Below are 21432 nucleotides of genomic sequence, written 5' to 3'. Positions count from 1 at the left end.
CATGATCCGCAAGATAACCGTCATTATCATCGCCGCGCTCGCCCTCCAGGCCTGTGGTGCCACCACCCGCCTGTCACAGGTTGGACAGACCCCGCCGATGCGTCCGATCGAGAACCCGGCTGTTCTGGCCGGCACCGGCCCGTCGCAAATCCCGATGCCCGACATGCCGCGGCGCCTGCCGGCCACCCAGACCAATTCGCTCTGGAACGCCAATTCACCGACCTTCTTCGGCGATCCCCGTGCAGCACGGATTGGCGATATCCTAACGGTCAATATCGACATTTCCGACAGCGCCCAGATCAACAATACGACCAGCCGTTCGCGCACCGCGGCGGAAGATTCCGACATGACGCAATTCTTCGGACTCGATCTGACGCAATTCTTCAATGACTCGATTGATCCAAGCGCGCTGACCAGCCTGGGCTCGGCCTCATCGACCTCCGGTACGGGCACGGTCAATCGCGGCGAGTCGATCTCGTTGACGGTCGCCGCCATCGTCACCCAGGTCCTGCCGAACGGTAATCTGGTGCTCGCAGGCCGTCAGGAAGTCCGGGTCAATAACGAGGTGCGCGAGCTCCTGATCAGCGGCATCGCCCGGCCCCAGGACATCGGCTCCGACAACACGATCAGCCATACCCAGATTGCCGAGGCCAGAATCTCCTACGGTGGACGCGGCCATATCTCCGAAGTCCAGCGTCCCAGCTATGGCCAGGAACTCTACAATATCCTGATGCCCTTCTAGGCCGCATCAGCAGACCATACTTCCGGCCAACCTCGTGCGCATTGAAGTCGCGACAGGCAGGCCGGACAGAAACCCCGCCACCATCGGGCTTTTCTGGGCCGTCACGAGCAATCGTGGCGGCCCTTTTTTTTGGATAAACCTGGGTGCTCAGCCGCACCTGGTCGGCGCAGCTAGTCGTCGCGGTGAACACGTTCCTTGCGCTCGTGACGCTCCTGCGCCTCGAGGGAGAGCGTCGCGACCGGACGGGCATCGAGCCGGGCCAGGCTGATCGGCTCGCCGGTATCTTCGCAATAGCCGTAAGCGTCGTCCTCGATCCGGCGCAAGGCACTGTCGATCTTGGAGATCAGCTTGCGCTGGCGGTCGCGGGCACGCAGTTCAAGCGAGCGATCTGTCTCGGTCGAGGCACGGTCGGCAATATCCGGCAAAGCCCCCTGGTCAGCCTGCAAATTGGACAGCGTTGATTTGCTCTCCCGCAGGATATCTTCCTTCCAGGCGATCAGTTTGAGACGGAAATACTCCTTTTGCCGCTCACTCATGAACGGCTCATCATCGCTGGGCCTGTAGCCCGCGGGGAGTTCGATCGGTTCAGATTCCATCATCGCCTTCTACTCAACAACTGTCGCCTACAGGCTCTCCCCCCAGAAAGCGGGCGGAGCATATGCACGGTGCACGCCGAGTCAACGCGGCGGCGCTGCTCGGCGACAGGGCTCACCTAGCAAAAATCTGACCAAACAGGGAAATGGAGGACATGCAGCCGGATAGCCGGTTGCTGGGTCAGCCGAATTTCGCAAGCTCGACAGCGGCCCGGATCTCGACTTCGTCCAGGGCGGCTTCCAGCCCGGCATCATTGGTATCATCGCGCCGGGTCTGCAGCAGATTCATCAACGCGACCAACTTGGTTTTCGGCAAACCGCCTTCAAGCAAGGCCAGTTTGAGCTCATCGAGCACATCGAGCAATTCCATCGCCCGACCGGTCGCCTGCTGGCGCGCTTCATTGAAGTCGCCCACCGATTGCAGCGCCAGAATGGCATCAACCGAGCTCACGCCGGTCATCGGTGCACTCGCCATCGCCGCAGAAGATTGCGTGGCCTGTTCAAGCGTAAAACTGTCGCCGCCCGCACGCGAGCCGGAGGCGCGCTTGCCGGTCGAAACTGAGCTCGCTGAGCGGGGACCTGTGACTTTCATGACGAGAATCGCTTCCTGTTCGATGACCTTCAGGGATGCGCTGCCGCCGTTAACAGAGGCTTAATCCGGCCACCCCGCCCGGCAGATCTTGCCCGGCGATTGCCGCCACCGGCGAGTTTTACCGCCCGGCCACATCAGCCACGATCTCACAAGGGTTTGTTTTTAGTGGCATATTTTTATATCCGCCCGTCCTGGCACTGGCACAGCATTCGCAATGCTTCTGGAGAATCTTTCCGGAGACCGCAAAATGCGTCTGCTCATGACTATCCTGACTGCCCTGCTTGTATCGGCCCCTGCGCTCGCCTCATCGCGAATCAAGGACATGGTTGATGTCGAGGATGTGCGCGATAACCATCTGGTCGGTTATGGCCTGGTTGTCGGTCTCGATGGCACGGGCGACTCGCTGCGCAATTCCAGCTTCACCAATCAATCACTCAACGCGATGCTGGAGCATTTCAACGTCAATACGCGCGACGCCAATCTGAACACGCGCAATATTGCCGCCGTGATGGTCACCGCCACACTCCCCGCCTTCTCCTCGCAGGGCTCGCGCATTGATGTCACCGTCTCCGCGATCGGCGATGCGGGCAGTCTGCAGGGCGGGACATTGATCGGCACGCCGCTGTTTGACAGCCATGGCCGCGCCTGGGCCGTCAGCCAGGGAACGCTGACCATTGGCGGCTTTTCCGCTGGCGGCGACGGCGCTTCGGTGACACGCGGAGTTCCCACCAGCGGCCGCATCGCCAATGGCGCCCTGGTCGAGAACCCGTTTGACGGGACCGGGATGGATCCCTGGCAGGAGATTGCCAATCGCTCCTCCCTGCGCCTGTCCCTGCGCAATCCCGATTTCACCACCGCGCGCCGTATGGCCGATGTCATCAATGCCTTCATGGGCGCCAGCGCCGCGCGTGCGACCAATCCGGCGACCGTCGAGCTGACCCGCCTCGCCTCCTATAATGGCGACATGATCGACCTGCTCTCCGAGATCGAGCAATTGCGCGTCCAGGCTGACCAGCCGGCCCGCATCATCATTGACGAAAACACCGGCACCATCGTGATGGGCGAGAATGTCCGCGTCTCCACCGTGGCGATCGCCCAGGGCAATCTGACCATCACGGTCCGCGAAAGCCCGGTCGCCAGCCAGCCCGCGCCCTTCTCCGGCGGGGAGACAGTCGTCCTGCCACGCACGGATGTGTCGGTCTCCGAGGACAATACCCAGCTGGGCGTCCTCGATGGCGGCGTCTCGCTGAGCGAGCTGGTCGACGGGCTCAATGCGCTGGGCGTCACGCCGCGCGACATGATCACCATCCTGCAATCCATCAAGGCAGCCGGTGCGCTGCAGGCAGAGATCGAGGTGCTGTAATGGAAAGCCTGCTCGACTTTCAGCTCAACCAGGCGCTCGGCGCCTCGCGTTCGGGCAATATCACCGCCCAGACCAGCGGCACGACGGCGGATGCCGCCCGCGCTGCGGCCGAGGATTTCGAATCCGTTTTCCTGGCGCAGATGATGGAAGCCATGTTTGCCCAGGTCGGCGAGGATAATCCCTTTGGCGGCGGTCCTGGCGAGAACGCCTTCCGCGGCATGCTCAACGAGGAATACGCCAAGGTGATGTCGCAGGCTGGCGGACTGGGTCTGTCGGATCGCCTGACCTCGGAGATCCTGCGCTACCAGGAAGCCGCTGACAGCCAGGGTGGAGAGAGCCAGTGACCGAACTAGCCGCGAGAAACGGTACCGAACGCGCCGAGGCGCTATTGCGCCTGACGATCCGCCTGACCGAGCTTGTCCGCGGCGAAACCCGGATGTTTCAGCGCCGCCGGCCACAGGACGCGGTCACGCTGCAGGATGAAAAGAGCAAGCTCGCCAATATCTATCGCAGCGAGGTCGCCCGGGCCCGCAGCGAACCGACCCGCTTCGCCGGCGCACCGGCGCCGCTCAAGAACACCTTGCGCGAGGCAACCGTCAGCTTCCACGCCGCCCTGGCCGAAAATGCCCGCGCCGTGACGGCCATGAAGGTGATCACCGAGGGCGTTGTCCGCGCCATCGCCGAGGAAGCCGAACGCCAGCGCAGCACCGGCCATGGCTATGGCCCCGGCGCCGCCCAGCGACCGCAACAGTCGCGCGGCCTCTCCATCGCCCTGAACCAGACGGCCTGAACCACCACGTCTTTCTTTATCGGGGAAGCGCAAGCCTAGCGGCTGGCCTGGCCTAGTAATACCCGCCGCTCGTTGAACCGCCCAGCCGTTCCAGTCCGGCGGTGTAGTTGGCCAATTGCTTGGTCAGATAGGCCGGCACAGTACCGCCGGTCTTGCCCGGGCCTTCGTTCAGCAGATTCTTCAACGCTGCCGGCGTCGTCAGTTCGCGATAGGCGCGCTGGACGATCGTCATCGCATTGCTGATCGCGTCAAAGGCGGTCTTCGACGTGTCCTTGTCGGACAGGCTCATCAGCGTCGGCAGGTCCATCGCAAACAAGGGCGGCGCATCGGCCGAACCATCCTTGTCGAGCGCGGAGGCCTTCTTGACGATCGCGCCGGGCGCCATGCCGAGCGCCTTGAGCAAGTCGCTGCCCTCACTGCCGGCGAACAGCTCGATGGTCGAGCCGTCCTTCGGCGAAATGCGCAGGGCATCGCCATTGGTCGCACGCCGGACATCGGCGGTGCCGTCGAGGATCAGGGCGCCATTGATCTTGAAGGTGAGCGAACGCATCGTATCGTCCGCATCAATGGTGATTTTCTGGCGGCGTCCGCCATTGACCGACACGTAGAAATGATCGCCCTCACGCGCAGCTGTACGGTCGGTCACGACAAGGCTGTCGGCATAGGTCAGTGTCCCGGCCGGCAGGCCCATCGCGTCGAGCACGGAATCACCGCCGGCGACAACGGAAACACCGGTGGCCTCGCTGATGCCATTGCGGCCGCTGAGCTGGACCGCCCAGTCAAAGGCACCATCGGCGGCATTGAAACTGGCAGCAAAGGCATCGCGATCACCGATCAGCGACTGGCCAGGCAAGGCACCGGTGGTCTTGCCGGCGAGATAGATCTTGGAGCCATCCAGGGTGATGGCATTGGCCGTTTCATCCTTGTCCGAGCCGAGGAAGGTTGTGTAATCGACCGTCGCCGAGACCCCATCGGTCAGCTTGATCAGGACGGCATCACGCTCGCCGCCGGAATGGGCCGTGACCGGCGCGCTCGGGGCGAAACTGCCGCCAGCCGAACCGGCAATATAGATATTGCTGCCATCCACCACGATATCACCAATTCGGCCCGCGCCCATATCGCCCAGGGATTGGGTCCAGAGCGGGCCGGCGGCCAGATCGGCCGTGTCGAATTTGCGGATCACACCGACGCCGTCTTCCTGGCTGGCGACGATCAGATTGCCGTCCGACGCCATGGTGATCGCGGACACCGATTCATCACCAACGCCGCCAATACGGGTCGTCGAAAGCGTCGTACCGCTGGAACTGATCGCCCGCAGATAGCCATCGCTGGCACCGCCCAGATGATTGGCACCGCCAAAGGCACTGGCGGCCTTGCCGGCGACATAGACCGTGCCATCGCTGGCAATGGTCACGGCATTGGGCTGGTCGTCACCGCTGCCGCCAAAGCGCGACAGCCATTGCTCGACACCATTGGCATTGTATTTGGCAACGAAGCTGTCCTTGCCACCGATATCGGTCGTGCTGCCCAGCCCGCCCTCGACAATGCCGGCGACAACGACATTGCCGCTATCATCAACGGCGACGCTTGTGGCGCCGGCTTCGGCCGCAGCGCCGAGCACGCGGCTCCACACCATCTTGCCGGTGGAATCATACTTGGCCAGCACCATGTCGTGCTCGCCCTTGATATCGGCACCGCCCAGCGCGGCCGACGTCGTACCAACCACAAAAACACTGCCATCGGCGGCCGTGGCACTCGACTTGATCTCGAGCGGATTGACCTCTTCCTTGATGCGGGTCTCATCATCCTCGCTACCGACCACAGCCACTTCACTGGTGTCTGGCGCAGCTTCAAGCCGGGTGGAAAAAGCCGTCGTCGGTGCCGCGGCACCCAGATCGGTCAGCTTGACCACCTGGCCGGCTGCATTCTCGTTTAGCCCCGACGTGCCGGCGAGGTAGATGGCCGGGCTTGCAGAGGCCGCGCTGAAGCTGACAACCTCGGTCGAGATACCCGAGACCTTGAAGCCGTAATCATTGCCGGGGATGATATTATTCTCGTCCGGCGTGCCCAGTTTGACGCGGGAAAAACGTGTCATCACGCCAGCGCCCTCGAGCGCCGTATTGATATGGGCCGAGACATTGTCGAGCGAGCGCGTCGTCGCGCCCATATCGGCCAGATTGATGGCGATATCCTGGGTCACGCCATTCTTCTTCACCGAGACCGTGAACTCTACATCGCCGGTCAGGCTCGCCACTTCGGCGTCATAGGCACCGGTATGCACCGTGCCGGTGACATAGACGGACTCGCCGCGGCTGATCGCGACCGAACTGTCGGCGGTGGACAGCTGCTCGCCCTTGAGCAGGGTTAGCCCGTCGAGATTCATGGAATCATAGAAGCTGTCGAGCTGGGCCAGACCTTCAGAAAATCGCGTATTGATGAATTTGCGATCGGTCTCCGAGACCGTCTTGTCCATCGCCTTTTCGGCCAGAGAGGACAGGGTCTTCAGTCCGACATAGAGATCAAACAGCGCCTTGTAGTCATCCGGAGCGTTGAGATCGGAGAAGGCGCTCTTCTTGGAGTCGAAGAATTCACCGCTGGCCAGGACGCCCCGGCGCAAGTCCTCGATCGACGCGGTCTCGCTGGACACATCCCAGGGCGGCGTCACACCGGCGGCGGCCGTTTCATTCGCGGTACGGGCCTGGGGCGCGGCGCTGGATACTTGCGACGCGCTGAGCTTGGCCTGGTACCAGCCGCTCAATACCGATAAATCCAACCCGTAAACGGCCACGACTCGAAACCCTTCTGATCCAGTGTGCGAGACTAGGCGCAGAGTGCGAACAAAGTCTTGCCGGCAAGGCTCAAAAGCGCGTCTTAAGCGGCTTCACGCAGGGCGAACGGGGCGCTGGTGATCTCGGCCAGCTGCGGGTTGGCGAGCCGGCCCGGATCGAGCCGGCCGGCATTGATCGCCACGAGGTCGGGACGGCGCAGGCACAGGGCAGCCAGCTGGGCCGCCGACGCCGTCGCCGCGGCCTCTCCGAGTTCGTCGTAAACGGCCTGGAAGAATTCCAGGTCTTCGGGGTAGTCGAGCGTCCAGCGCAGCCGCTCCAGCCCCTGACCGGGCCCGGCCAGGCAGGCGTGGTGGAGGTGCGGGTTCTGGCGCAGCCACGGCGTGACATGCTCGCGGTCGCCCGGTTCACGGGCCAGGCGGTCGGCGCGATAGAGCAGTACGGCCGGGAAAACCTCACAATCGAGCCCGTGCGGAAACAGGGCCGGCATTGTATTGCTGGCATAGTCGGCATGGGTGTCGTGCAACAGCGCGATCACACGTTCGCAGATCTGCGGATCGATGAAGGGGCAATCGCTGGTGACCCGCATAATATATTCGGCACCGCAGTCGCGCGCCGCTTTGGCATAGCGCGACAAGACGTCGCTCTCCGAACCGCGACTGACGGCATAGCCCGCCGCGCGGGCCGCATCCGCGACCACATTATCGGCCTCGGTATCAGGGATTGCAGCGATGACATGATCGGCTCCGCCTATGCGGGCGCAGCGGTCGAGCACCCGTGCCAGCGCGGTCTTCGAGCCGAGCGGGTTGAGAATTTTGCCCGGCAATCGCGATGAGCCGAGACGCGCTTGAACGATGATGGCGAGGGTCATGACCAGCCTTGAAGAGTAGTCTGATGAAACAGTGTCGTATCAGTCTCTGCGGCACTCTCCTAACGCCTCGTTAACCGCTGCACGCCAGCGTCGAGTCCGACAGGCGAATCACGAGACCCAATATGTCCAAGACCCCGATCGAAGCAGATGCGCTGGAACAGATGGTGATGAGCCGCACTTTTCGGGAGCCCCGAATCGATCTGAACGGCAAATCCGTCCTGATCACCGGCGGGACCGGCTCGTTCGGCAAGCGTTTCGTTGAAACGATTTGCCGCGACTACAAGCCGCGCAAATTGATCATCTTTTCGCGCGACGAGCTGAAGCAATATGAAATGGCTCAGCAATTCTCACCGAACGACTATCCCTTCCTGCGCTATTTCATCGGCGATGTACGCGATGAATCGCGCCTGGAACAGGCGATGCGCGGGGTCGATATCGTCATCCATGCCGCGGCCCTGAAACATGTCCCGATCGCTGAATACAATCCGTTCGAATGCATCAAGACCAATGTCATGGGTGCCGAGAATGTTGTCCGCGCGACCATCAAGTGTGGCGTGAAGCATGTTTGCGCCCTTTCGACCGACAAGGCGGCCAACCCGATCAATCTCTACGGCGCCTCGAAACTGGCTGCCGACAAGATTTTCACCGCAGGCCAGCATATGGGCGGCGCCGACGGCCCCGTCTTCTCGGTTGTGCGTTATGGCAATGTCGTGGGCTCGCGGGGTTCGGTCATCCCCTTCTTCCGCAAGCTGATCGATGAGGGCACTGACCACCTCCCCATCACCGACCCGCGCATGACCCGTTTCTGGATCACCATCGAGCAGGGCGTGAATTTCGTCCTCTCCACCCTGGCCATGGCCCGCGGCGGCGAGATTTTCGTGCCGAAAATTCCATCGATGAGCATGGTCGACCTCGCCCATACCATCGCGCCAGACCTGCCGCACAAGGTGATCGGCATCCGGCCCGGCGAAAAACTGCACGAAATTATGGTGCCGTCCGATGATGCCCGTTCAACCGTTGAGCTCAGCGACCGCTTTGCCATCCTGCCAGCCTATGCCGGCGAACTCATGGCGCGCTATCTCGGCAAGGGGGCCCATCGGGTCCCCGATGACTGGTCCTACTCCTCCGACAATAATGCCGAACAACTCGACGGCCCATCGCTGCGCGAACTGATAGGCGAAGCGAACGCCGCCTGATGTCTGCCGCAGCCCTGCCTGCACGTATCCTGATCCGGGCCGATGCCGGGCCAGAGCTCGGCGGCGGCCATATCATGCGATGCCTGGCGCTGGCCGCTTCGCTCAAGACCCATGGTGCCAGTATCGCCTTTGCCTGTGCGCCCGGCTCCGGCGATCTTGTCCCGGCCCTGTCGCGATCCGGCTTTGCGGTGATGACGGCACGATCAGCCGCCGATTTCGATCTCCCGCCGGCCTGGAATGGCCGGGCCGATGCGATACTGGTCGATCTTTACGCCTCCACACAGGCCGATGAGAGCCGGATGCGGCTCATCGCACCGGTCATCGCCGTGCTGGAAGACCTGCCCGACCGGCCCCATGACTGCGATCTGCTGGGCGATCAGGGTTTTGACCGTCAGCCATCGGACTATGCCGACAGGGTCCCGCCAGGTACCACGCTACTGCTCGGAGCGGACATGGCGCCGCTGCGGCCCGATTTTGCCCGTTTGCGAATTGCCTCGCTGGCCCGGCGGCAGGCCAGCCCCGGCCTGTCGCGCCTGATGGTCTCGATGGGAATGACGGATGTCGGCGGCATCAGCGCGAAAATCGTCTCCCTGGCCCGCGCCAGCCTGCCCGGGATCACAATCGATGTTATCCTCGGCCCGCTCGCGCCAAGCCTGCCCGGCTTGCGGCACGCCGCAGAGAACGACCCGAACCTCAATATCCTGGTTGATGTCGACCGCATGGCCGATTGCGTCATGGCCGCCGATCTGGCGATCGGTGCCGGCGGCGGCAGCGCCCTGGAGCGCTGCGTTCTCGGCGTTCCAAGCATTGTCGTCGTGCTGGCGGAAAACCAGCGGCCGGCGGCCCGGGCCATGGCCGCAGCCGGTGCAGCCCTGACGATCGAGACGCCCGCAGCGCTGGCCGACACCCTGCCCGGTCTGCTGCGCCAGGTGTCACCGCGCCAATTGGCAGACATGTCGGCCCGGGCCGCGCGCTTGTGCGACGGGCGCGGCGCGGAGCGGATCGCCCGTGCCTTGCTGGCGCGGATCTCGCAGCATCCGTCCCGCGCGAATGGCTGACCGGCAAGACTTGGTTAAACTCGCACACCCAGACTCCGCGCCATGCACGTCCTGATTCTTTCCCCCTATCCCGAGGCCCTGATCGCTCCGGTCACGGCCCGGGGGGACCGTGTCACCACGCGATCAGACCTGCTGAGCGAGGCCGATTTTGCGGCCATCCGCCCCGACTGGATCATCAGCTATGGCTATCGCCGCCTGATCACTGCACCGGTGCTGGAGCAGTATGCGGACCGGATTGTGAATCTGCACATCTCGCTTCTGCCCTACAATCGCGGCGCCGATCCAAATTTCTGGTCCTGGGTCGACAACACCCCCAAAGGCGTGACCCTGCATCTGATCGATGGCGGGATGGATACCGGACCGATCCTGGTCCAGCGCGAGGTCGAGCTCGATCCGGACATTGAAACCCTGAAGTCCAGCTATGTGCGGCTGCGCCAGGAAATCGAGGATGTTTTCGCCCGCCATTGGGACGCGATCGCCAGCGGACGCTTGCAGCCCCGGATCCAGACGACCTGCCTGCCGATGCACCGCGCCGCCGACAAGACGACGCTGTTTGCCCTGTTGCCCGAAGGCTGGGATACCCGCGCCCGCACCGCGATGCGCCTGCTTTCCGACGCATCCGGTCCCGGCGAAGCCGGCAGCGCCGACGGTCAGGGTCGAACGACAAATTAACCTGCCTGACCGAGGCTCGAAGCCTGTCTCCAAGGGTGATTCGCCCCATGCGCCACGCGACATATTTTTGGCCGGACACCACTGCCTGAGGACGATTATGCCCACCGCCCCTGACACCACATTCGACTTCGCCGGGCGCCCGGTCGGCCCTGATCACCCACCGCTGGTGATCGCCGAGATCTCGGCCAATCATCTTGGCCATATCGACCGCGCCATCGCGTCAATCGAGGCGGCGGCGGCCTGCGGTGCCGATGCGATCAAGATCCAGACCTATACCGCCGATACCATCACGATTGATCATGACGGCCCGGGCTTCGTGATCGAGGGGGGATTATGGCACGGGCGCTCGCTGCACGATCTCTACTCCGAGGCCCACACGCCGTTTGAATGGCATGGCGAACTCTTCGCCCGTGCCCGCAAACTGGGCGTGCCGCTGTTCTCGACGCCCTTCGACCACACCGCCGTCGACCTGCTGGAATCGCTCGACGCGCCGGCCTACAAGATTGCCTCCTTCGAGATCACCGATCTGCCGCTGATCGCCCGCGTCGCGCGCACCGGAAAACCGATGATCATGTCAACCGGCATGGCCAATCTGGCCGAGATCCATGACGCCGTCCGCACCGCCCGCGAAAACGGCGTTGGCGGGCTGGCCGTCCTGCATTGCCTGTCTGCCTATCCGGCACCGATTGACCAATCCGATCTGCGCACCGTGCCGCACCTGGCCGAAGCCTTCCACGCCGTCGCCGGGCTGAGCGATCATACGCCGGGCACCGCCTGCGCCGTCGCCGCTGTCGCGCTCGGAGCGCGCGTGATCGAGAAACACTTCACGCTCTCGCGGGCCGATGGCGGCCCGGACGGTTCCTTCTCGCTGGAGCCGGATGAACTCACACGCCTGGTCGAGGATTGCCATAACGCCTTCGCCGCACTGGGCTCGGTCCGATACGAGCTGGCCGGCTGTGAACGCGGTTCCATGAATTTCCGCCGCTCGCTCTATGTCGTGCGCGACATCGCCGCCGGCGAGGCTTTCACGGCGGACAATGTCCGCTCGATCCGGCCCGGCCTGGGCCTCGCCCCGAAGCACTGGGATGCGATAATCGACCGGCGTGCGACGCGCGCCCTGAAACGTGGTGATCCGCTGGCGATGGAGATGATCGACTGGCGCAGCGATGGAGAGAGTGCATGACCGACACAACCCAGCTCGATGCCTGGCGCGGCGAATTCGGCGACAAATATATCGATCGCAATGAGAGTCTGACCGAGGTGCTGCGAATGCGCACCCGGATGTGGGCGGAGATGCTCAAAACAACGTTTGGCGCCGAGCCGGAGAGCATTCTGGAGGTCGGCTGCAATATCGGTCTGAACCTGCGCGCCATCGACCGGCTCTGCGCCGCGACACTGCACGCAGTGGAGCCCAATGCCAAGGCAAGGCAGCGCGTGCTGGACGACAGGGTTGTGGCAGACGAACGGCTATATAACGCGACAGGGCAGAAACTGCCCTTTGGCGCCGGCGAAATCGACATGGTGTTCTCGTCGGGCGTGTTGATTCACGTCCATCCTGACGATCTCGGCACCGTCGCCGACGAGATGCACCGGGTTTCAAATCGCTGGATTCTGGTCGCCGAATATTTCTCGACCAAGCCCGAATCCATTCCGTATCGCGGACGTAACGACCTGTTGTTCAAGCGTGATTTCGGCGGCTTCTTCCTCGACCGTTTCGATGATCTGGAAATCGTGGAGGATGGATTCATGTGGCAGCGCTCCACCGGGATTGATGACCTCACCTGGGTCCTGTTCCGCAAGAAGAACCGCTAGCCGCCCAGCACCGCGTCCAGCGCCGCCACCACCCGCGCCGGATCGTCTGCCGCCATGTCCGTGAACAGCGGCAGGCTCAATGTCTGCGCATAATATCCAGCCGCACCGGGCGGAGTCTGATCGCCATAACGCCTGCGATACCAAGGCTGTGACGGCACCGGGATATAGTGAACCTGCGAACCTATCCCGCGTTCCTGCAGGGCCCGCATAATGCTGGCGCGGTCCGTGCCAGCCCCGGCAAAGTCAATCCGCACCGGATAGAGATGCAGACAGGGATCACATTCGGGTGTCCGTACCAATGGTTTCACGAGCGGATGCCCCGTGAGCAAAACGTCATAAGTCTCTGCCAGCGCTTTGCGTTTGGCCGCGAAAACATCCAGGCGATGCAATTGCGAACGCGCCAGAGCCGCCTGGACATCGCACAGGCGGTAATTCCAGCCCAGCTCCTGCATCTCATGCCACCAGGGCTCGTCCTGGCCCTGTTCCATTCGTGCCGGATCGCGCTCAATGCCATGACTGCGCAAACGCCGCAGCCGGGCTGCCAGAGCCGCGTCGCTGGTTGTCACCATCCCTCCCTCGCCGGCCGCTATGGTCTTGACGGGATGGAAGGAAAAGCAAGCCGCGTCGGAATGCTCGCAGGCCCCGACCGGCCGGTCCCGCCAGCGCGTGCCGAGTGCATGACAGGCATCCTCGACCAGTTTGGCGCCGGCCGCATCAGCGATCTCGCGCATGGCGGCCATATCCTCGCACTGCCCGGCCAGATGGACCGGCAAAACGGCGCGCAGTCTCGCCCCCGAGACACGCGTGATCGCCTGCCGCAGCGTGTCCGGGGTCATCAGCCCGGTCGTGGCATCAACATCGGCAAACACCACATCGGCACCGCAATACATCGCCGCATTCGCCGTCGCCATGAAGGTAATCGCCGGCACGATGCAGACATCGCCCGGGCCAACATCCAGCCCGGCGAGGGCCAGATGCAGGGCGGTCGTCCCGTTCGAGCAGGCGATCGCATGGGCCGCCCCGGTGCAGGCCGCGAAGTCCGCCTCGAAGGCATCGACCGCCGGCCCTGTCGTCAGCCAGTCCGAGCGCAAAACCTGGGCAACCGCCTGGATATCGCTGTCATCAATGGATTGCCGGCCATAGGGCAGAAAGGGTCTGGGCATGATGTATCCTCGGTGCGCTGCGCATCATGACGCGAGTCGCTGAAACGAAAACGGCACCCCGTGGGGTGCCGTTCCGCAGCAAGACAGGCCGTGGTGAGGCAGGCTTACGGGTCTACTGGAAAAGATTGAGAATGATCTGTGGCTGGGAGTTGGCAATCGAAAGCGCCTGGACACCCAGTTGTTGCTTGACCTGCAAGGCCTGCAATTGCGCACTTTCAACCGCCAGGTCGGCATCGACCAGATTGCCAACCCCCTTGGTGAGGGCATCGGCCAGTTTGCTGACGAAACCGGAATGGGCTTCGAGCTTCTTGGTGTCCGAGCCGAGATCAGCGAGGGATTGATTGACGTTATCGAGACTGGCCTGGATGGTCGCCATGACCGAAGTTGCAAGCGTGACAGTGCTCAGGCTGGCCGTCGCCGGGATCGTCACGATCGCGCCGCCAATGCTCATATCCTGGGACTTCAGCGTGACCGTGCGGGCCGCATCGGCGTCGGCGAGGAATTCAACACCATTGGTCACCGAGCCATCAAGAAGATTGGCGCCATCAAATTCAGCATTCTCGATGATCACCCGGACCTGGTCGAGCAGAGCCTTGAAGTCAGAATCATAGGCCTGACGCGAATAGGAATCGATCGACGGGTCCATCGCCGCCATGGCCTTTTCGCGCATCTGGATCAGCAAATCCGAGATCGTCTCACCGGCGGCCAGCGCAACATCACCAATCGTCGTGGCGCGGTTGAGACCGGTCTGGACGGCACTGAGCGCACCGAGATCAGCGCGCATGCCCTGGGCGACCGCATAGATCGCCGCATTATCCTTGGCTCCGGCGATCTTCAGGCCGGTATTGATCCGGTTCTGAACGCCATCCATCTGATCATTGGTTTTGTTGAGGTTCTGCAGCGCAATCATCGCGGCGGTATTGGTGTGGACACTCAAGGTCATGCGATATTCTCCCGCAAATCACCGCGCCACACTTTCGTGACGCCTTGATATTACGAGCGCAATTGCCGTGCCTATTTCTGAAAAGCCGATAAATAGCTCTATATCAGCGACTTACCCGTTTTTGCGATCACCGCGATGGGGAGGAAAAGTCGGAATTTGCCGAGTCGTGACGGCCAGGGCGGTCAGTTTTGCCCAGCGACTCAGGCCCTCTTGTTGACGATGCCGGCCTTGAAGGTCCGCAGATACTCCGCCAGGTCCTGGTGCGTTTCAGGCGGCCAGCGACGGATGGTCTCGCCGGTATCCTTGTCGATCATCAAATAGACGAAGTCGCCGGACGTCGTTTCACGCTGAATACTGAGCCTGGAATTTCCCAGCATGTCCCGGGACAAGCGCTCCAGCTCTGCAACCAGTTCCTCTGAAGGACGGCCTGCAGTCTTTGGCATGGACGGCTTTGTTTCGACAGGCGGGACGCGGGTCGGGTCGGGCCGAAGGCGGTCGCCGGACATATCGCGTGAATCCAGAAGTGGATTAGCCACCAGAGGTGACCGCGTATAATTGGTATCAGCCATTTTCTTTTCGCCGACGTAGAGGCGTCAGCGCCTCCAAAACATCCTCCGTCAGCGATCCCGGGAAGGTGGATGGCGGGCCAGGGCCCGCCATCCGGTTCCGTGGATTAACGGAAGTAGCCCAGGATCGTGCTCGGAGCACTGTTTGCGATCGACAGAGCCTGAACGCCAAGCTGTTGCTTGACCTGCAGGGACTGCAACCGCGCGCTCTCTTTTGCCAGATCGGCATCGACCAGATTGCCGATACCCTGCGTCAGGGAGTCGGACAGCTTGCCGACGAAATCCTTGTGGATACCCACGGATTTCGAAGCCGTACCCAGGCGAGCCAGGGAAGAGTTGAGGTTGTTCAGAGACGTCGAGATGGTGCCAGCGAGTGTCGCAGCGGTACCGGCAGAATCCATCGAAGCGGTTGCTGCCAGCGTGACAACGCCGCCACCGAGCGAAAGATTCTCGTCAGCGATCGAGATCGTGGACGAGCCCGAAGCATTGGCGAGCGCCGAGATCGAGGTCACCGAGTTATTGATCAGGTTCGTGCCATTGAACGAGGCATTACCAACGATCTTGCCGATCTGGTCGCGAAGTGCCTTGAAGTCTTCGTTCAGCGCGGAACGCGAAGCCGAATCGAGGCTGGTGTCGGAAGCGGCGAGCGCCTTCGACTTCATTTCGATCAGGATATCGGAAACAGCTTCGCCAGCGGCCAGGGCCACGTCGACCGTCGAGGCTGCCAGATCGAGCGACCCGCCAACAACTTCATAAGCCTGAACGTCTGCCCGCATTTTCTGGGCAATAGCGAACTTGCCGCCATCATCTTTCGCGGAGCTGACCGCAAGGCCGGTGGTGATCCGGCTCTGGACCTGTTCCAGGTCGCGATTGGTCATGTTCAGCTGCTGCAGCGCAACCATGGCGCCGGAATTCGTATTGATAGTAGCCATTTCTTGGCCCTTTCCGTTCTGGTTTATGCCGGGCGTTTTGCCCGATGGACCTTCTGATCCACGGAAATCCTCGCAAACTACGGGCCAGAAACGGTTGGCTGAAACAGGTTAATCGGGGGAGAGAAGCCGCCGCTGGTAATGTTCGCTGAATCGGACGATCGCCGGTAACCATTGGCTCGGCAAAAAGTGCCGCAGCAGCAGGCAGAATGGCCGGCAAAAATTTCCCATCGGCAAAGTTTTATGATTTACAGATGGTTAACGCCAGATTGCGGACATGCTTATGGCCCCCCGCGTGCTGAACCAAGAAAATCGGGGCCGCCCAAGGGCGGCCCCGATCGACGAAACTACTGGAAGAAAGACAGAATGGTCTGCGGAGCCGTATTGGCAATCGAAAGTGCCTGAACCCCCAGCTGCTGCTTGACTTGCAGCGACTGCAGGCGCGCGCTCTCTTTTGCCAGATCCGCGTCGACAATATTCCCGATACCCACTTCAAGGGCGTCGGAAAGCTTGGCCACAAAGCTTTCGTGAATCTCCAAAGATTTCGATGCCGTGCCGAGGCGCGCCAACGCAAGATTCAGATTATTCAGCGAAGTCGAGATCGTTCCCGCAAGCGTATCAGCCGTACCAGCCGTCGCGAAGGAAGCCGTCGCACCGAGGGTCACGACAGCGCCCCCCAGCGAGAGGTTTTCATCGACGATCGAGATCGTGCTGCTACCGTCATCATTCGCCAGGGCGGAAATTGACGTCACGGTATTGTTGATCAAGTTTGTGCCATTGAATTCAGCGGTACTGACCATCTTCGAAATCTGGTCGCGCAGGGCCTTGAAGTCTTCGTTCAGGGCCGTCCGCGATGCAGAGTCCAGAGAAACATCAGATGCCGCCAGTGCCTTTGCCTTCATCTCAATGAGCAGGTCCGAGATGCCCTCGGCCGCCGCAAGTGCGACGTCGACGACAGACTGGGACCGGTTCAGACTGTCTTTCACAACGGAATAGCCACCCACCTGGGCGCGCATACGCTGGGCGATAGCGAACTTGCCGCCATCATCCTTCGCACCCGCCACATCCAGGCCGGTATTGATCCGCTGTTGAACCTCAGTCATTTGAGCGTTGGTCTTCGTCAGGTTCTGCAGAGCCACCATGGCTCCGGCGTTGGTGTTCACTGAAAGCATAATTGTTCCTCCATTCTGGAAGTGGTGAAGTCGTTCTTGACTTGGACTTTTTGTCCTGTCGGAACAGTCGCAATCCCCATGCCACCGAAGACGCAGGCAAGCGGTTGTTTTCGTGTCGGATTTTATATTTGCGTGGAACCATAGCCGGACATTCGCCCGATTGTGCAGTCCAATTGTGCCGACCCGGCAGAACCTGCCTGCGGCCGCACCCCTACGCGCAATTCTGGTGAATGCAGAACGCGGCCTGGCCCCGAGAACCGCCGGTCAGACACGCCGCAAATGCACAAGGCCGGCCGCATTCACGTGCGGCCGGCCCTTCAGGTATTCAGGAAAGCTTGGAAATGACGGCTATCAGCCATGCGCGGCCGGTCAGGCGGCGCTGTTCGCCGCATTCGGTTGCGGCGCGAGGCCCTGCATGATCGTGCGGTTCAGGTCGATCAAAACTTCGAACTCACCGGTCCCGCGCATCACCTGGGAGGTGTATTTCGAGACAAATAGCGACAGCGAGATGATCGAGGCACGGAGCTGTTCCGGGAGTTTGTTCTCGGCACTGGCACAATCGGCGCCGAGGTTGGACCAGAGCCTGCGATTCCAGTCGAGCGCGTCAATCCGGCTCGAAATCTCGACCCGGTCAGCCTCCGACGCCTGCATCAGGGCCCGCGTCACCTGGGCAAATAGCCGATATTCCGTCGAACGCGGGTCTTCCACCCGGGTTGAGGCTTTTTGATAGGCTTGAAAGGACATTACTTCAGACGCTCCTCTTCAAACTCGATCAGTTTCTTGCAGCGCATCAACGCCTTGTAATACTCGCCGGCCATCACATCGCGGCTGATGGTGACGCAACTCGACAGGATTTCCGTCGCCGTCACAGCGCCCATGAATTCATTCATCCGGAGCACGAACTGCTCGTACTGGAATTCATCGGCCTGATCGGAGAGATACATCATCATGATCGGAAAATAGATGTGGCGGGCCGGTGTCGTGACCTGGTCTGCCTGCATGATGTCCTTCTCACGAAGCACCGAAGCCCGGTTCTGCAACAGAAGCGTGGCACGGCGGTCGCCATTCTCCACCACGGCTCCGTTCAGCACGAACTTCTCGCCGGGTTTGAGCGAGATTTTCAGGGCCATGAGAATTCTCCAGTCATTGAAGCGCGGATTCGCGCCATAGCAAACGCCACGTTGGCAAAACGGGGTGAAGAAAAGGTTTCGCCACTACCCCGCCAGCAGCAAGTCTGGCGATGGCCGCGTTAGCAAGTTTTAAATCGAATCCCGTCCAGCTGCGATTGGATTCCCAGTCACACCAGACCCGATAGGCTTTGTATGAGCGACGCAGCCCTGATTGACGAGTTTAACGCCGAAGCCGAGTCCGCGAAAAATGATGCGATCGGCGCGCGCGGGTCACGCGGCCGGCTCAGCGCCGAAATTCGCCTCGGCGTCGTCCCGAAAGCCCAGCGCGACAAGTATCGCAAGGCCGCCAGCCTGGTAACGCGGGGTATTAAATTATCCGATGAGGGCGAACACCAGGAGGCTGCGAAATACGTCCTCCGCGCCCTCGACATCGCCCCGGACGTCGCTTTGACCAATCATGCCGTCGGCCTGGTCCTGTTTCGGGTCGGGCGCCTGTCGAAGGCACTCGAATATTACGAGCGCGCCTGGAAAATCGACCCGAAGGACGCTGAAATCTACCTCAATATGGGCATTGTTGCCTGGAAGCTTGATATGCTGGGCGCGGCGGAGAAATTCTACCGGCTCTGCCTTCAGCTGGATCCCGGCAATCTCAGCGGCATCACCAATCTGGCCAGCGTCCTGCGTGATCAGGCGCGGATCGAAGACGCGATTGAAATTCTGCGATCCGCGATATTCCTGCACCCGGAGAATGTCGAATTGTGGAATTCGCTCGGCACCGTCCTTGCCGAATCCGGTGACCCGGCGGGCGCCATGACCTTCTTCAGCGAAGCCTTGCGGCTGAATCCCGACTTCGCCCGCGCCCACAATAATATGGCCAATATGTATGAGCTGCTCGGCAAGCCATTCGAAGCGGTTGAGCATTTTGAACTCGCCCTGAGGAGCCCGCAGGACGCGATGGACCGGGCGACGATGGAGCATGGCCGCTCCCTGCTCTTGCTGGCCTGCGGGCGTGTCGAGGAGGGTTGGAAAGCTCAACAGGGCCGCCTCGACCCAAATAATTCGCAGGCGACGATTTTTGCCATGAGCTGCCCGCGCTGGGAGAGCCATGACCTCGCCGATATCAAGGGCAAGATCGTTGTCCTCGTCGGCGAACAGGGCCTCGGCGATGAAGTGCTCTTTCTCAACACAGCCCAGGATTTGCTCGACGCGATCGGCCCGGAAGGTGAATTAAGAATTGCCTGTGAATACAGGTTGGTAGAACTCGTCCAACGTTCATTGCCCCAGGCCAGGGTCGGCCATCATACTTCGGTCAAGCTTGAAGGGCGCGATGTGCGCACCGCCAATCATCTCGATGATGGCGCCGACTATTGGACGCCGATGGGCGACCCACTGATCGCCCTGCGGCCATCGCTCGAGAGCTTTCCCAAACGACCTGCCTTTCTCACGCCCGATCCCGGGCGCGTACAGGTCTGGCGTGACTATCTCGACGGGATCGGCGATGGGCTGAAAGTCGGCATTCTCTGGAAATCATTGAAAATGACCGTGCGACGGTCACGTTTCTTCTCGGAATTCGAGGACTGGAAACCGATCTTCGCGGTGGACGGCGTCAATTTCATCAATCTGCAATATGGTGAAATCGCCAAGGAACTCCAGCAAGCCAAGGATATGTTCGGCGTCGACATCCATCAGCCCAAGGGCATCGACCTCAAAATGGACCTCGATGATATCGCCGCCTTCGCCTCGAGCTGCGATCTCGTAATCGGGCCGATGAATGCAACCAGCAATCTGGCGGCCGCGTCCGGTGGCAAGGTCTGGTTCATTCACGCACGGTCTACCGCCTGGCCCCTGCTCGGCACCGATCACATGCGATGGTATCCGCGGACCCGCTCGTTTTTCGGCACCGGCTTCCGTGACTTCAACAATATCATGCCGCAGGTCGCTTCGAATCTGGAGCAGATGGTCAAAGAGCGGAAATGAACGCCATGCCCGCCCGCCTGGCGATCCGAGCCGATGGCGATAGCCGGATCGGCTTCGGCCATATGATGCGGTGTGCGGCGCTGGCCCACGCCCTGCTGGATGCCGGGCATACCCTCGTCTGGTTCAGCCGCACGCCGCTTGCCCTGCCCGCCAGCCTGGCCGCCCGCATCGACGTCCGGCCCTTCGCCGCCGACGGTGATGTCGCTGATTGCCTGGCGCGAACCCTCGGCGATGCGGGGGTCGCCGGCCTGATTGGTGACTGGCAGACCACCGACGCCCTGCTCTGTGCACAACTGCGCCGCGCCGGATTCTGGCTGGCCCTGATTGGCAGTCACCATGGCGACGCCGAGGCCGATCTCGTCATCCACCAGGGATTTGAACCGGCCCAGGGCGGCGCACTGACCGGGTTATGCGAGGGCCGCGAACACATTCTTCTCGCCCCCGGCTATGCCGGCCGGCCGCCACGCACCATCCGGCCGCAAGTTCAGCGCCTGCTAATCTCGCTCGGGGGCAGCGACACGCCGGTGCTGGACCCCGTGCTGGGCGCGCTCAAGGGCCTGCCCGAACTCGAAGGCGTCAGGATCGACATCAAGCGGGCGACGCCAGGAGCTGACGTCCTGCCCGAGGCTGGTCTGCTGGACGAGCTCTGCGCGGCCGATATCGGCATTCTCGGCGCCGGGACCACATTGCATGAGGCGGCAGCGACCGGTCTCGCGGCCATCGCCCTGCCGATCGCAGCCAACCAGCGCGAGCGGGCCCGGCAATTCGAGACATTTGGGCTCGGGCGCAGCCTGGATCCGGCCGCTGGCAGCTTTGCGGAAGATTTGCGACAGGCCCTTCGCAGCCTGCTGGAAACACCGGCCCGGCGTCAGGCCTTTTCCCGTGCGGGCGAGGCAGCGGTCGATGGCCGCGGCGCCAGCCGGGTCGCGGCCCGCATTTCACATCTCGTTTCAGCCACACCGACACAGCTGAATCCAAGCATTTCAAGGGTGACGGCTGGTCCGGCGGCCTGAATCAGGCGCAGTATTTCCAGTCCAAGCCAATACAGAAGCTGCCAATCGGCCGCACCGAGGGAGA

General features: G+C 61.9%; 22 protein-coding genes. 11 read left to right on the top strand and 11 right to left on the bottom strand.

What is annotated here, in order from left to right; genetic code table 11:
* The first annotated feature begins 1 nt into the window (after window position 1).
* Window positions 2–742: a flagellar basal body L-ring protein FlgH gene (flgH, locus tag ACN0YJ_RS02570; RefSeq protein ID WP_417477371.1), complete on the top strand. Its 741-nt coding sequence runs from the start codon at window positions 2–4 to the stop codon at window positions 740–742.
* Between the two features lie 170 nt (window positions 743–912).
* On the opposite strand, the gene dksA is transcribed toward flgH, so the two are convergent.
* On the bottom strand, window positions 913–1341 hold the full coding sequence (gene dksA, locus ACN0YJ_RS02565) for an RNA polymerase-binding protein DksA (RefSeq protein ID WP_417477370.1): 429 nt from the start codon (window positions 1339–1341) through the stop codon (window positions 913–915).
* 175 nt (window positions 1342–1516) lie between these two features.
* A complete protein-coding gene (locus ACN0YJ_RS02560; protein WP_417477369.1) occupies window positions 1517–1927 on the bottom strand; it encodes a flagellar assembly protein FliX in 411 nt (136 codons plus the stop codon).
* A 247-nt stretch (window positions 1928–2174) separates the two neighbouring features.
* On the opposite strand from ACN0YJ_RS02560, the gene ACN0YJ_RS02555 reads away from it, so the two are divergent.
* From ACN0YJ_RS02555 to ACN0YJ_RS02545, 3 genes are read left to right on the top strand one after another with little or no spacing between them, the layout of a single operon-like run.
* Window positions 2175–3290, top strand: coding sequence for a flagellar basal body P-ring protein FlgI (locus tag ACN0YJ_RS02555; RefSeq protein ID WP_417495245.1), 1116 nt, complete (start codon window positions 2175–2177; stop codon window positions 3288–3290).
* A complete protein-coding gene (locus tag ACN0YJ_RS02550; RefSeq protein ID WP_417477367.1) occupies window positions 3290–3634 on the top strand; it encodes a rod-binding protein in 345 nt (114 codons plus the stop codon). Before ACN0YJ_RS02555 ends, ACN0YJ_RS02550 begins: the two co-directional genes overlap by 1 nt.
* Window positions 3631–4080 carry a flagellar basal-body protein FlbY gene (locus tag ACN0YJ_RS02545; protein WP_417495244.1) on the top strand — a complete coding sequence of 150 codons (450 nt, stop codon included), beginning with the start codon at window positions 3631–3633 and terminating at the stop codon, window positions 4078–4080. Before ACN0YJ_RS02550 ends, ACN0YJ_RS02545 begins: the two co-directional genes overlap by 4 nt.
* A 52-nt stretch (window positions 4081–4132) precedes the next feature.
* Here the strand turns inward: ACN0YJ_RS02545 and ACN0YJ_RS02540 are convergent, their stop codons facing one another.
* Together ACN0YJ_RS02540 and ACN0YJ_RS02535 are read right to left on the bottom strand one after the other, a co-directional pair.
* Entirely contained in the window at window positions 4133–6838 is a 2706-nt protein-coding gene (locus tag ACN0YJ_RS02540) for a hypothetical protein (RefSeq protein WP_417495243.1), read from the bottom strand.
* A 113-nt stretch (window positions 6839–6951) separates the two neighbouring features.
* Window positions 6952–7737, bottom strand: coding sequence for a cytidylyltransferase domain-containing protein (locus tag ACN0YJ_RS02535; protein WP_417477364.1), 786 nt, complete (start codon window positions 7735–7737; stop codon window positions 6952–6954).
* A 122-nt stretch (window positions 7738–7859) separates the two neighbouring features.
* Between ACN0YJ_RS02535 and pseB the strand changes: the two genes are divergently transcribed.
* From pseB to ACN0YJ_RS02510, 5 genes are all read left to right on the top strand, one after another.
* A complete protein-coding gene (gene pseB / locus ACN0YJ_RS02530; protein WP_417477363.1) occupies window positions 7860–8933 on the top strand; it encodes a UDP-N-acetylglucosamine 4,6-dehydratase (inverting) in 1074 nt (357 codons plus the stop codon).
* Entirely contained in the window at window positions 8933–9991 is a 1059-nt protein-coding gene (gene pseG / locus ACN0YJ_RS02525) for a UDP-2,4-diacetamido-2,4,6-trideoxy-beta-L-altropyranose hydrolase (RefSeq protein WP_417495242.1), read from the top strand. Before pseB ends, pseG begins: the two co-directional genes overlap by 1 nt.
* 42 nt (window positions 9992–10033) lie before the next feature.
* Window positions 10034–10663, top strand: a complete 630-nt coding sequence (locus tag ACN0YJ_RS02520; protein WP_417495241.1) for a formyltransferase family protein — start codon at window positions 10034–10036, stop codon at window positions 10661–10663.
* Between the two features lie 97 nt (window positions 10664–10760).
* On the top strand, window positions 10761–11846 hold the full coding sequence (gene pseI / locus ACN0YJ_RS02515) for a pseudaminic acid synthase (protein WP_417495240.1): 1086 nt from the start codon (window positions 10761–10763) through the stop codon (window positions 11844–11846).
* Complete coding sequence (locus ACN0YJ_RS02510; RefSeq protein ID WP_417495239.1) at window positions 11843–12475, top strand: pseudaminic acid biosynthesis-associated methylase; 633 nt, start codon at window positions 11843–11845, stop codon at window positions 12473–12475. Before pseI ends, ACN0YJ_RS02510 begins: the two co-directional genes overlap by 4 nt.
* On the opposite strand, the gene pseC is transcribed toward ACN0YJ_RS02510, so the two are convergent.
* The 7 genes from pseC to flbT form a co-directional block, all read right to left on the bottom strand.
* Window positions 12472–13638, bottom strand: a complete 1167-nt coding sequence (gene pseC / locus ACN0YJ_RS02505; RefSeq protein ID WP_417495238.1) for a UDP-4-amino-4,6-dideoxy-N-acetyl-beta-L-altrosamine transaminase — start codon at window positions 13636–13638, stop codon at window positions 12472–12474. The genes ACN0YJ_RS02510 and pseC overlap by 4 nt on opposite strands.
* Before the next feature lie 112 nt (window positions 13639–13750).
* Entirely contained in the window at window positions 13751–14581 is an 831-nt protein-coding gene (locus ACN0YJ_RS02500) for a flagellin (RefSeq protein ID WP_417477357.1), read from the bottom strand.
* Window positions 14582–14781: 200 nt separating this feature from the next.
* The gene (locus ACN0YJ_RS02495) at window positions 14782–15024 is read right to left on the bottom strand and encodes a flagellar protein FlaG (RefSeq protein ID WP_417489832.1); all 243 of its coding nucleotides are present in this window, start codon (window positions 15022–15024) and stop codon (window positions 14782–14784) included.
* Between the two features lie 230 nt (window positions 15025–15254).
* Window positions 15255–16079 (bottom strand): flagellin, encoded by an 825-nt coding sequence (locus ACN0YJ_RS02490; protein WP_417477355.1) that lies wholly within the window; start codon window positions 16077–16079, stop codon window positions 15255–15257.
* A gap of 344 nt (window positions 16080–16423) precedes the next feature.
* Window positions 16424–17248, bottom strand: coding sequence for a flagellin (locus ACN0YJ_RS02485; protein WP_417477354.1), 825 nt, complete (start codon window positions 17246–17248; stop codon window positions 16424–16426).
* 369 nt (window positions 17249–17617) lie between these two features.
* The gene (flaF, locus tag ACN0YJ_RS02480) at window positions 17618–17992 is read right to left on the bottom strand and encodes a flagellar biosynthesis regulator FlaF (protein ID WP_417477353.1); all 375 of its coding nucleotides are present in this window, start codon (window positions 17990–17992) and stop codon (window positions 17618–17620) included.
* A complete protein-coding gene (flbT, locus tag ACN0YJ_RS02475) occupies window positions 17992–18378 on the bottom strand; it encodes a flagellar biosynthesis repressor FlbT (protein ID WP_417477352.1) in 387 nt (128 codons plus the stop codon). Before flbT ends, flaF begins: the two co-directional genes overlap by 1 nt.
* Before the next feature lie 192 nt (window positions 18379–18570).
* Here flbT and ACN0YJ_RS02470 point away from each other — a divergent pair, with 192 nt between their 5' ends.
* Together ACN0YJ_RS02470 and ACN0YJ_RS02465 are read left to right on the top strand one after the other, a co-directional pair.
* A complete protein-coding gene (locus ACN0YJ_RS02470; RefSeq protein WP_417477351.1) occupies window positions 18571–20355 on the top strand; it encodes a tetratricopeptide repeat protein in 1785 nt (594 codons plus the stop codon).
* Window positions 20352–21368, top strand: a complete 1017-nt coding sequence (locus tag ACN0YJ_RS02465; protein ID WP_417495237.1) for a hypothetical protein — start codon at window positions 20352–20354, stop codon at window positions 21366–21368. Before ACN0YJ_RS02470 ends, ACN0YJ_RS02465 begins: the two co-directional genes overlap by 4 nt.
* The last annotated feature ends 64 nt before the right edge of the window (window positions 21369–21432 follow it).

This window comes from Maricaulis sp. (genome assembly GCF_048270095.1).
In the GTDB taxonomy this organism is placed as follows: domain Bacteria; phylum Pseudomonadota; class Alphaproteobacteria; order Caulobacterales; family Maricaulaceae; genus Maricaulis.
The sequence above is the reverse complement of the archived record's forward strand: the minus strand, read 5'-3'. Positions and strand labels throughout refer to the sequence as shown.

Coding starts and splice junctions, on each gene's coding strand:
- flgH (WP_417477371.1), top strand. CDS start 2: ATGATCCGCAAGATAACCGTCATTATCATCGCCGCGCTCGCCCTCCAG.
- dksA (WP_417477370.1), bottom strand. CDS start 1,341: ATGATGGAATCTGAACCGATCGAACTCCCCGCGGGCTACAGGCCCAGC.
- ACN0YJ_RS02560 (WP_417477369.1), bottom strand. CDS start 1,927: ATGAAAGTCACAGGTCCCCGCTCAGCGAGCTCAGTTTCGACCGGCAAG.
- ACN0YJ_RS02555 (WP_417495245.1), top strand. CDS start 2,175: ATGCGTCTGCTCATGACTATCCTGACTGCCCTGCTTGTATCGGCCCCT.
- ACN0YJ_RS02550 (WP_417477367.1), top strand. CDS start 3,290: ATGGAAAGCCTGCTCGACTTTCAGCTCAACCAGGCGCTCGGCGCCTCG.
- ACN0YJ_RS02535 (WP_417477364.1), bottom strand. CDS start 7,737: ATGACCCTCGCCATCATCGTTCAAGCGCGTCTCGGCTCATCGCGATTG.
- pseB (WP_417477363.1), top strand. CDS start 7,860: ATGTCCAAGACCCCGATCGAAGCAGATGCGCTGGAACAGATGGTGATG.
- pseG (WP_417495242.1), top strand. CDS start 8,933: ATGTCTGCCGCAGCCCTGCCTGCACGTATCCTGATCCGGGCCGATGCC.
- ACN0YJ_RS02520 (WP_417495241.1), top strand. CDS start 10,034: ATGCACGTCCTGATTCTTTCCCCCTATCCCGAGGCCCTGATCGCTCCG.
- pseI (WP_417495240.1), top strand. CDS start 10,761: ATGCCCACCGCCCCTGACACCACATTCGACTTCGCCGGGCGCCCGGTC.
- ACN0YJ_RS02510 (WP_417495239.1), top strand. CDS start 11,843: ATGACCGACACAACCCAGCTCGATGCCTGGCGCGGCGAATTCGGCGAC.
- pseC (WP_417495238.1), bottom strand. CDS start 13,638: ATGCCCAGACCCTTTCTGCCCTATGGCCGGCAATCCATTGATGACAGC.
- ACN0YJ_RS02500 (WP_417477357.1), bottom strand. CDS start 14,581: ATGACCTTGAGTGTCCACACCAATACCGCCGCGATGATTGCGCTGCAG.
- ACN0YJ_RS02495 (WP_417489832.1), bottom strand. CDS start 15,024: ATGCCAAAGACTGCAGGCCGTCCTTCAGAGGAACTGGTTGCAGAGCTG.
- ACN0YJ_RS02490 (WP_417477355.1), bottom strand. CDS start 16,079: ATGGCTACTATCAATACGAATTCCGGCGCCATGGTTGCGCTGCAGCAG.
- ACN0YJ_RS02485 (WP_417477354.1), bottom strand. CDS start 17,248: ATGCTTTCAGTGAACACCAACGCCGGAGCCATGGTGGCTCTGCAGAAC.
- flaF (WP_417477353.1), bottom strand. CDS start 17,992: ATGTCCTTTCAAGCCTATCAAAAAGCCTCAACCCGGGTGGAAGACCCG.
- flbT (WP_417477352.1), bottom strand. CDS start 18,378: ATGGCCCTGAAAATCTCGCTCAAACCCGGCGAGAAGTTCGTGCTGAAC.
- ACN0YJ_RS02470 (WP_417477351.1), top strand. CDS start 18,571: ATGAGCGACGCAGCCCTGATTGACGAGTTTAACGCCGAAGCCGAGTCC.
- ACN0YJ_RS02465 (WP_417495237.1), top strand. CDS start 20,352: ATGAACGCCATGCCCGCCCGCCTGGCGATCCGAGCCGATGGCGATAGC.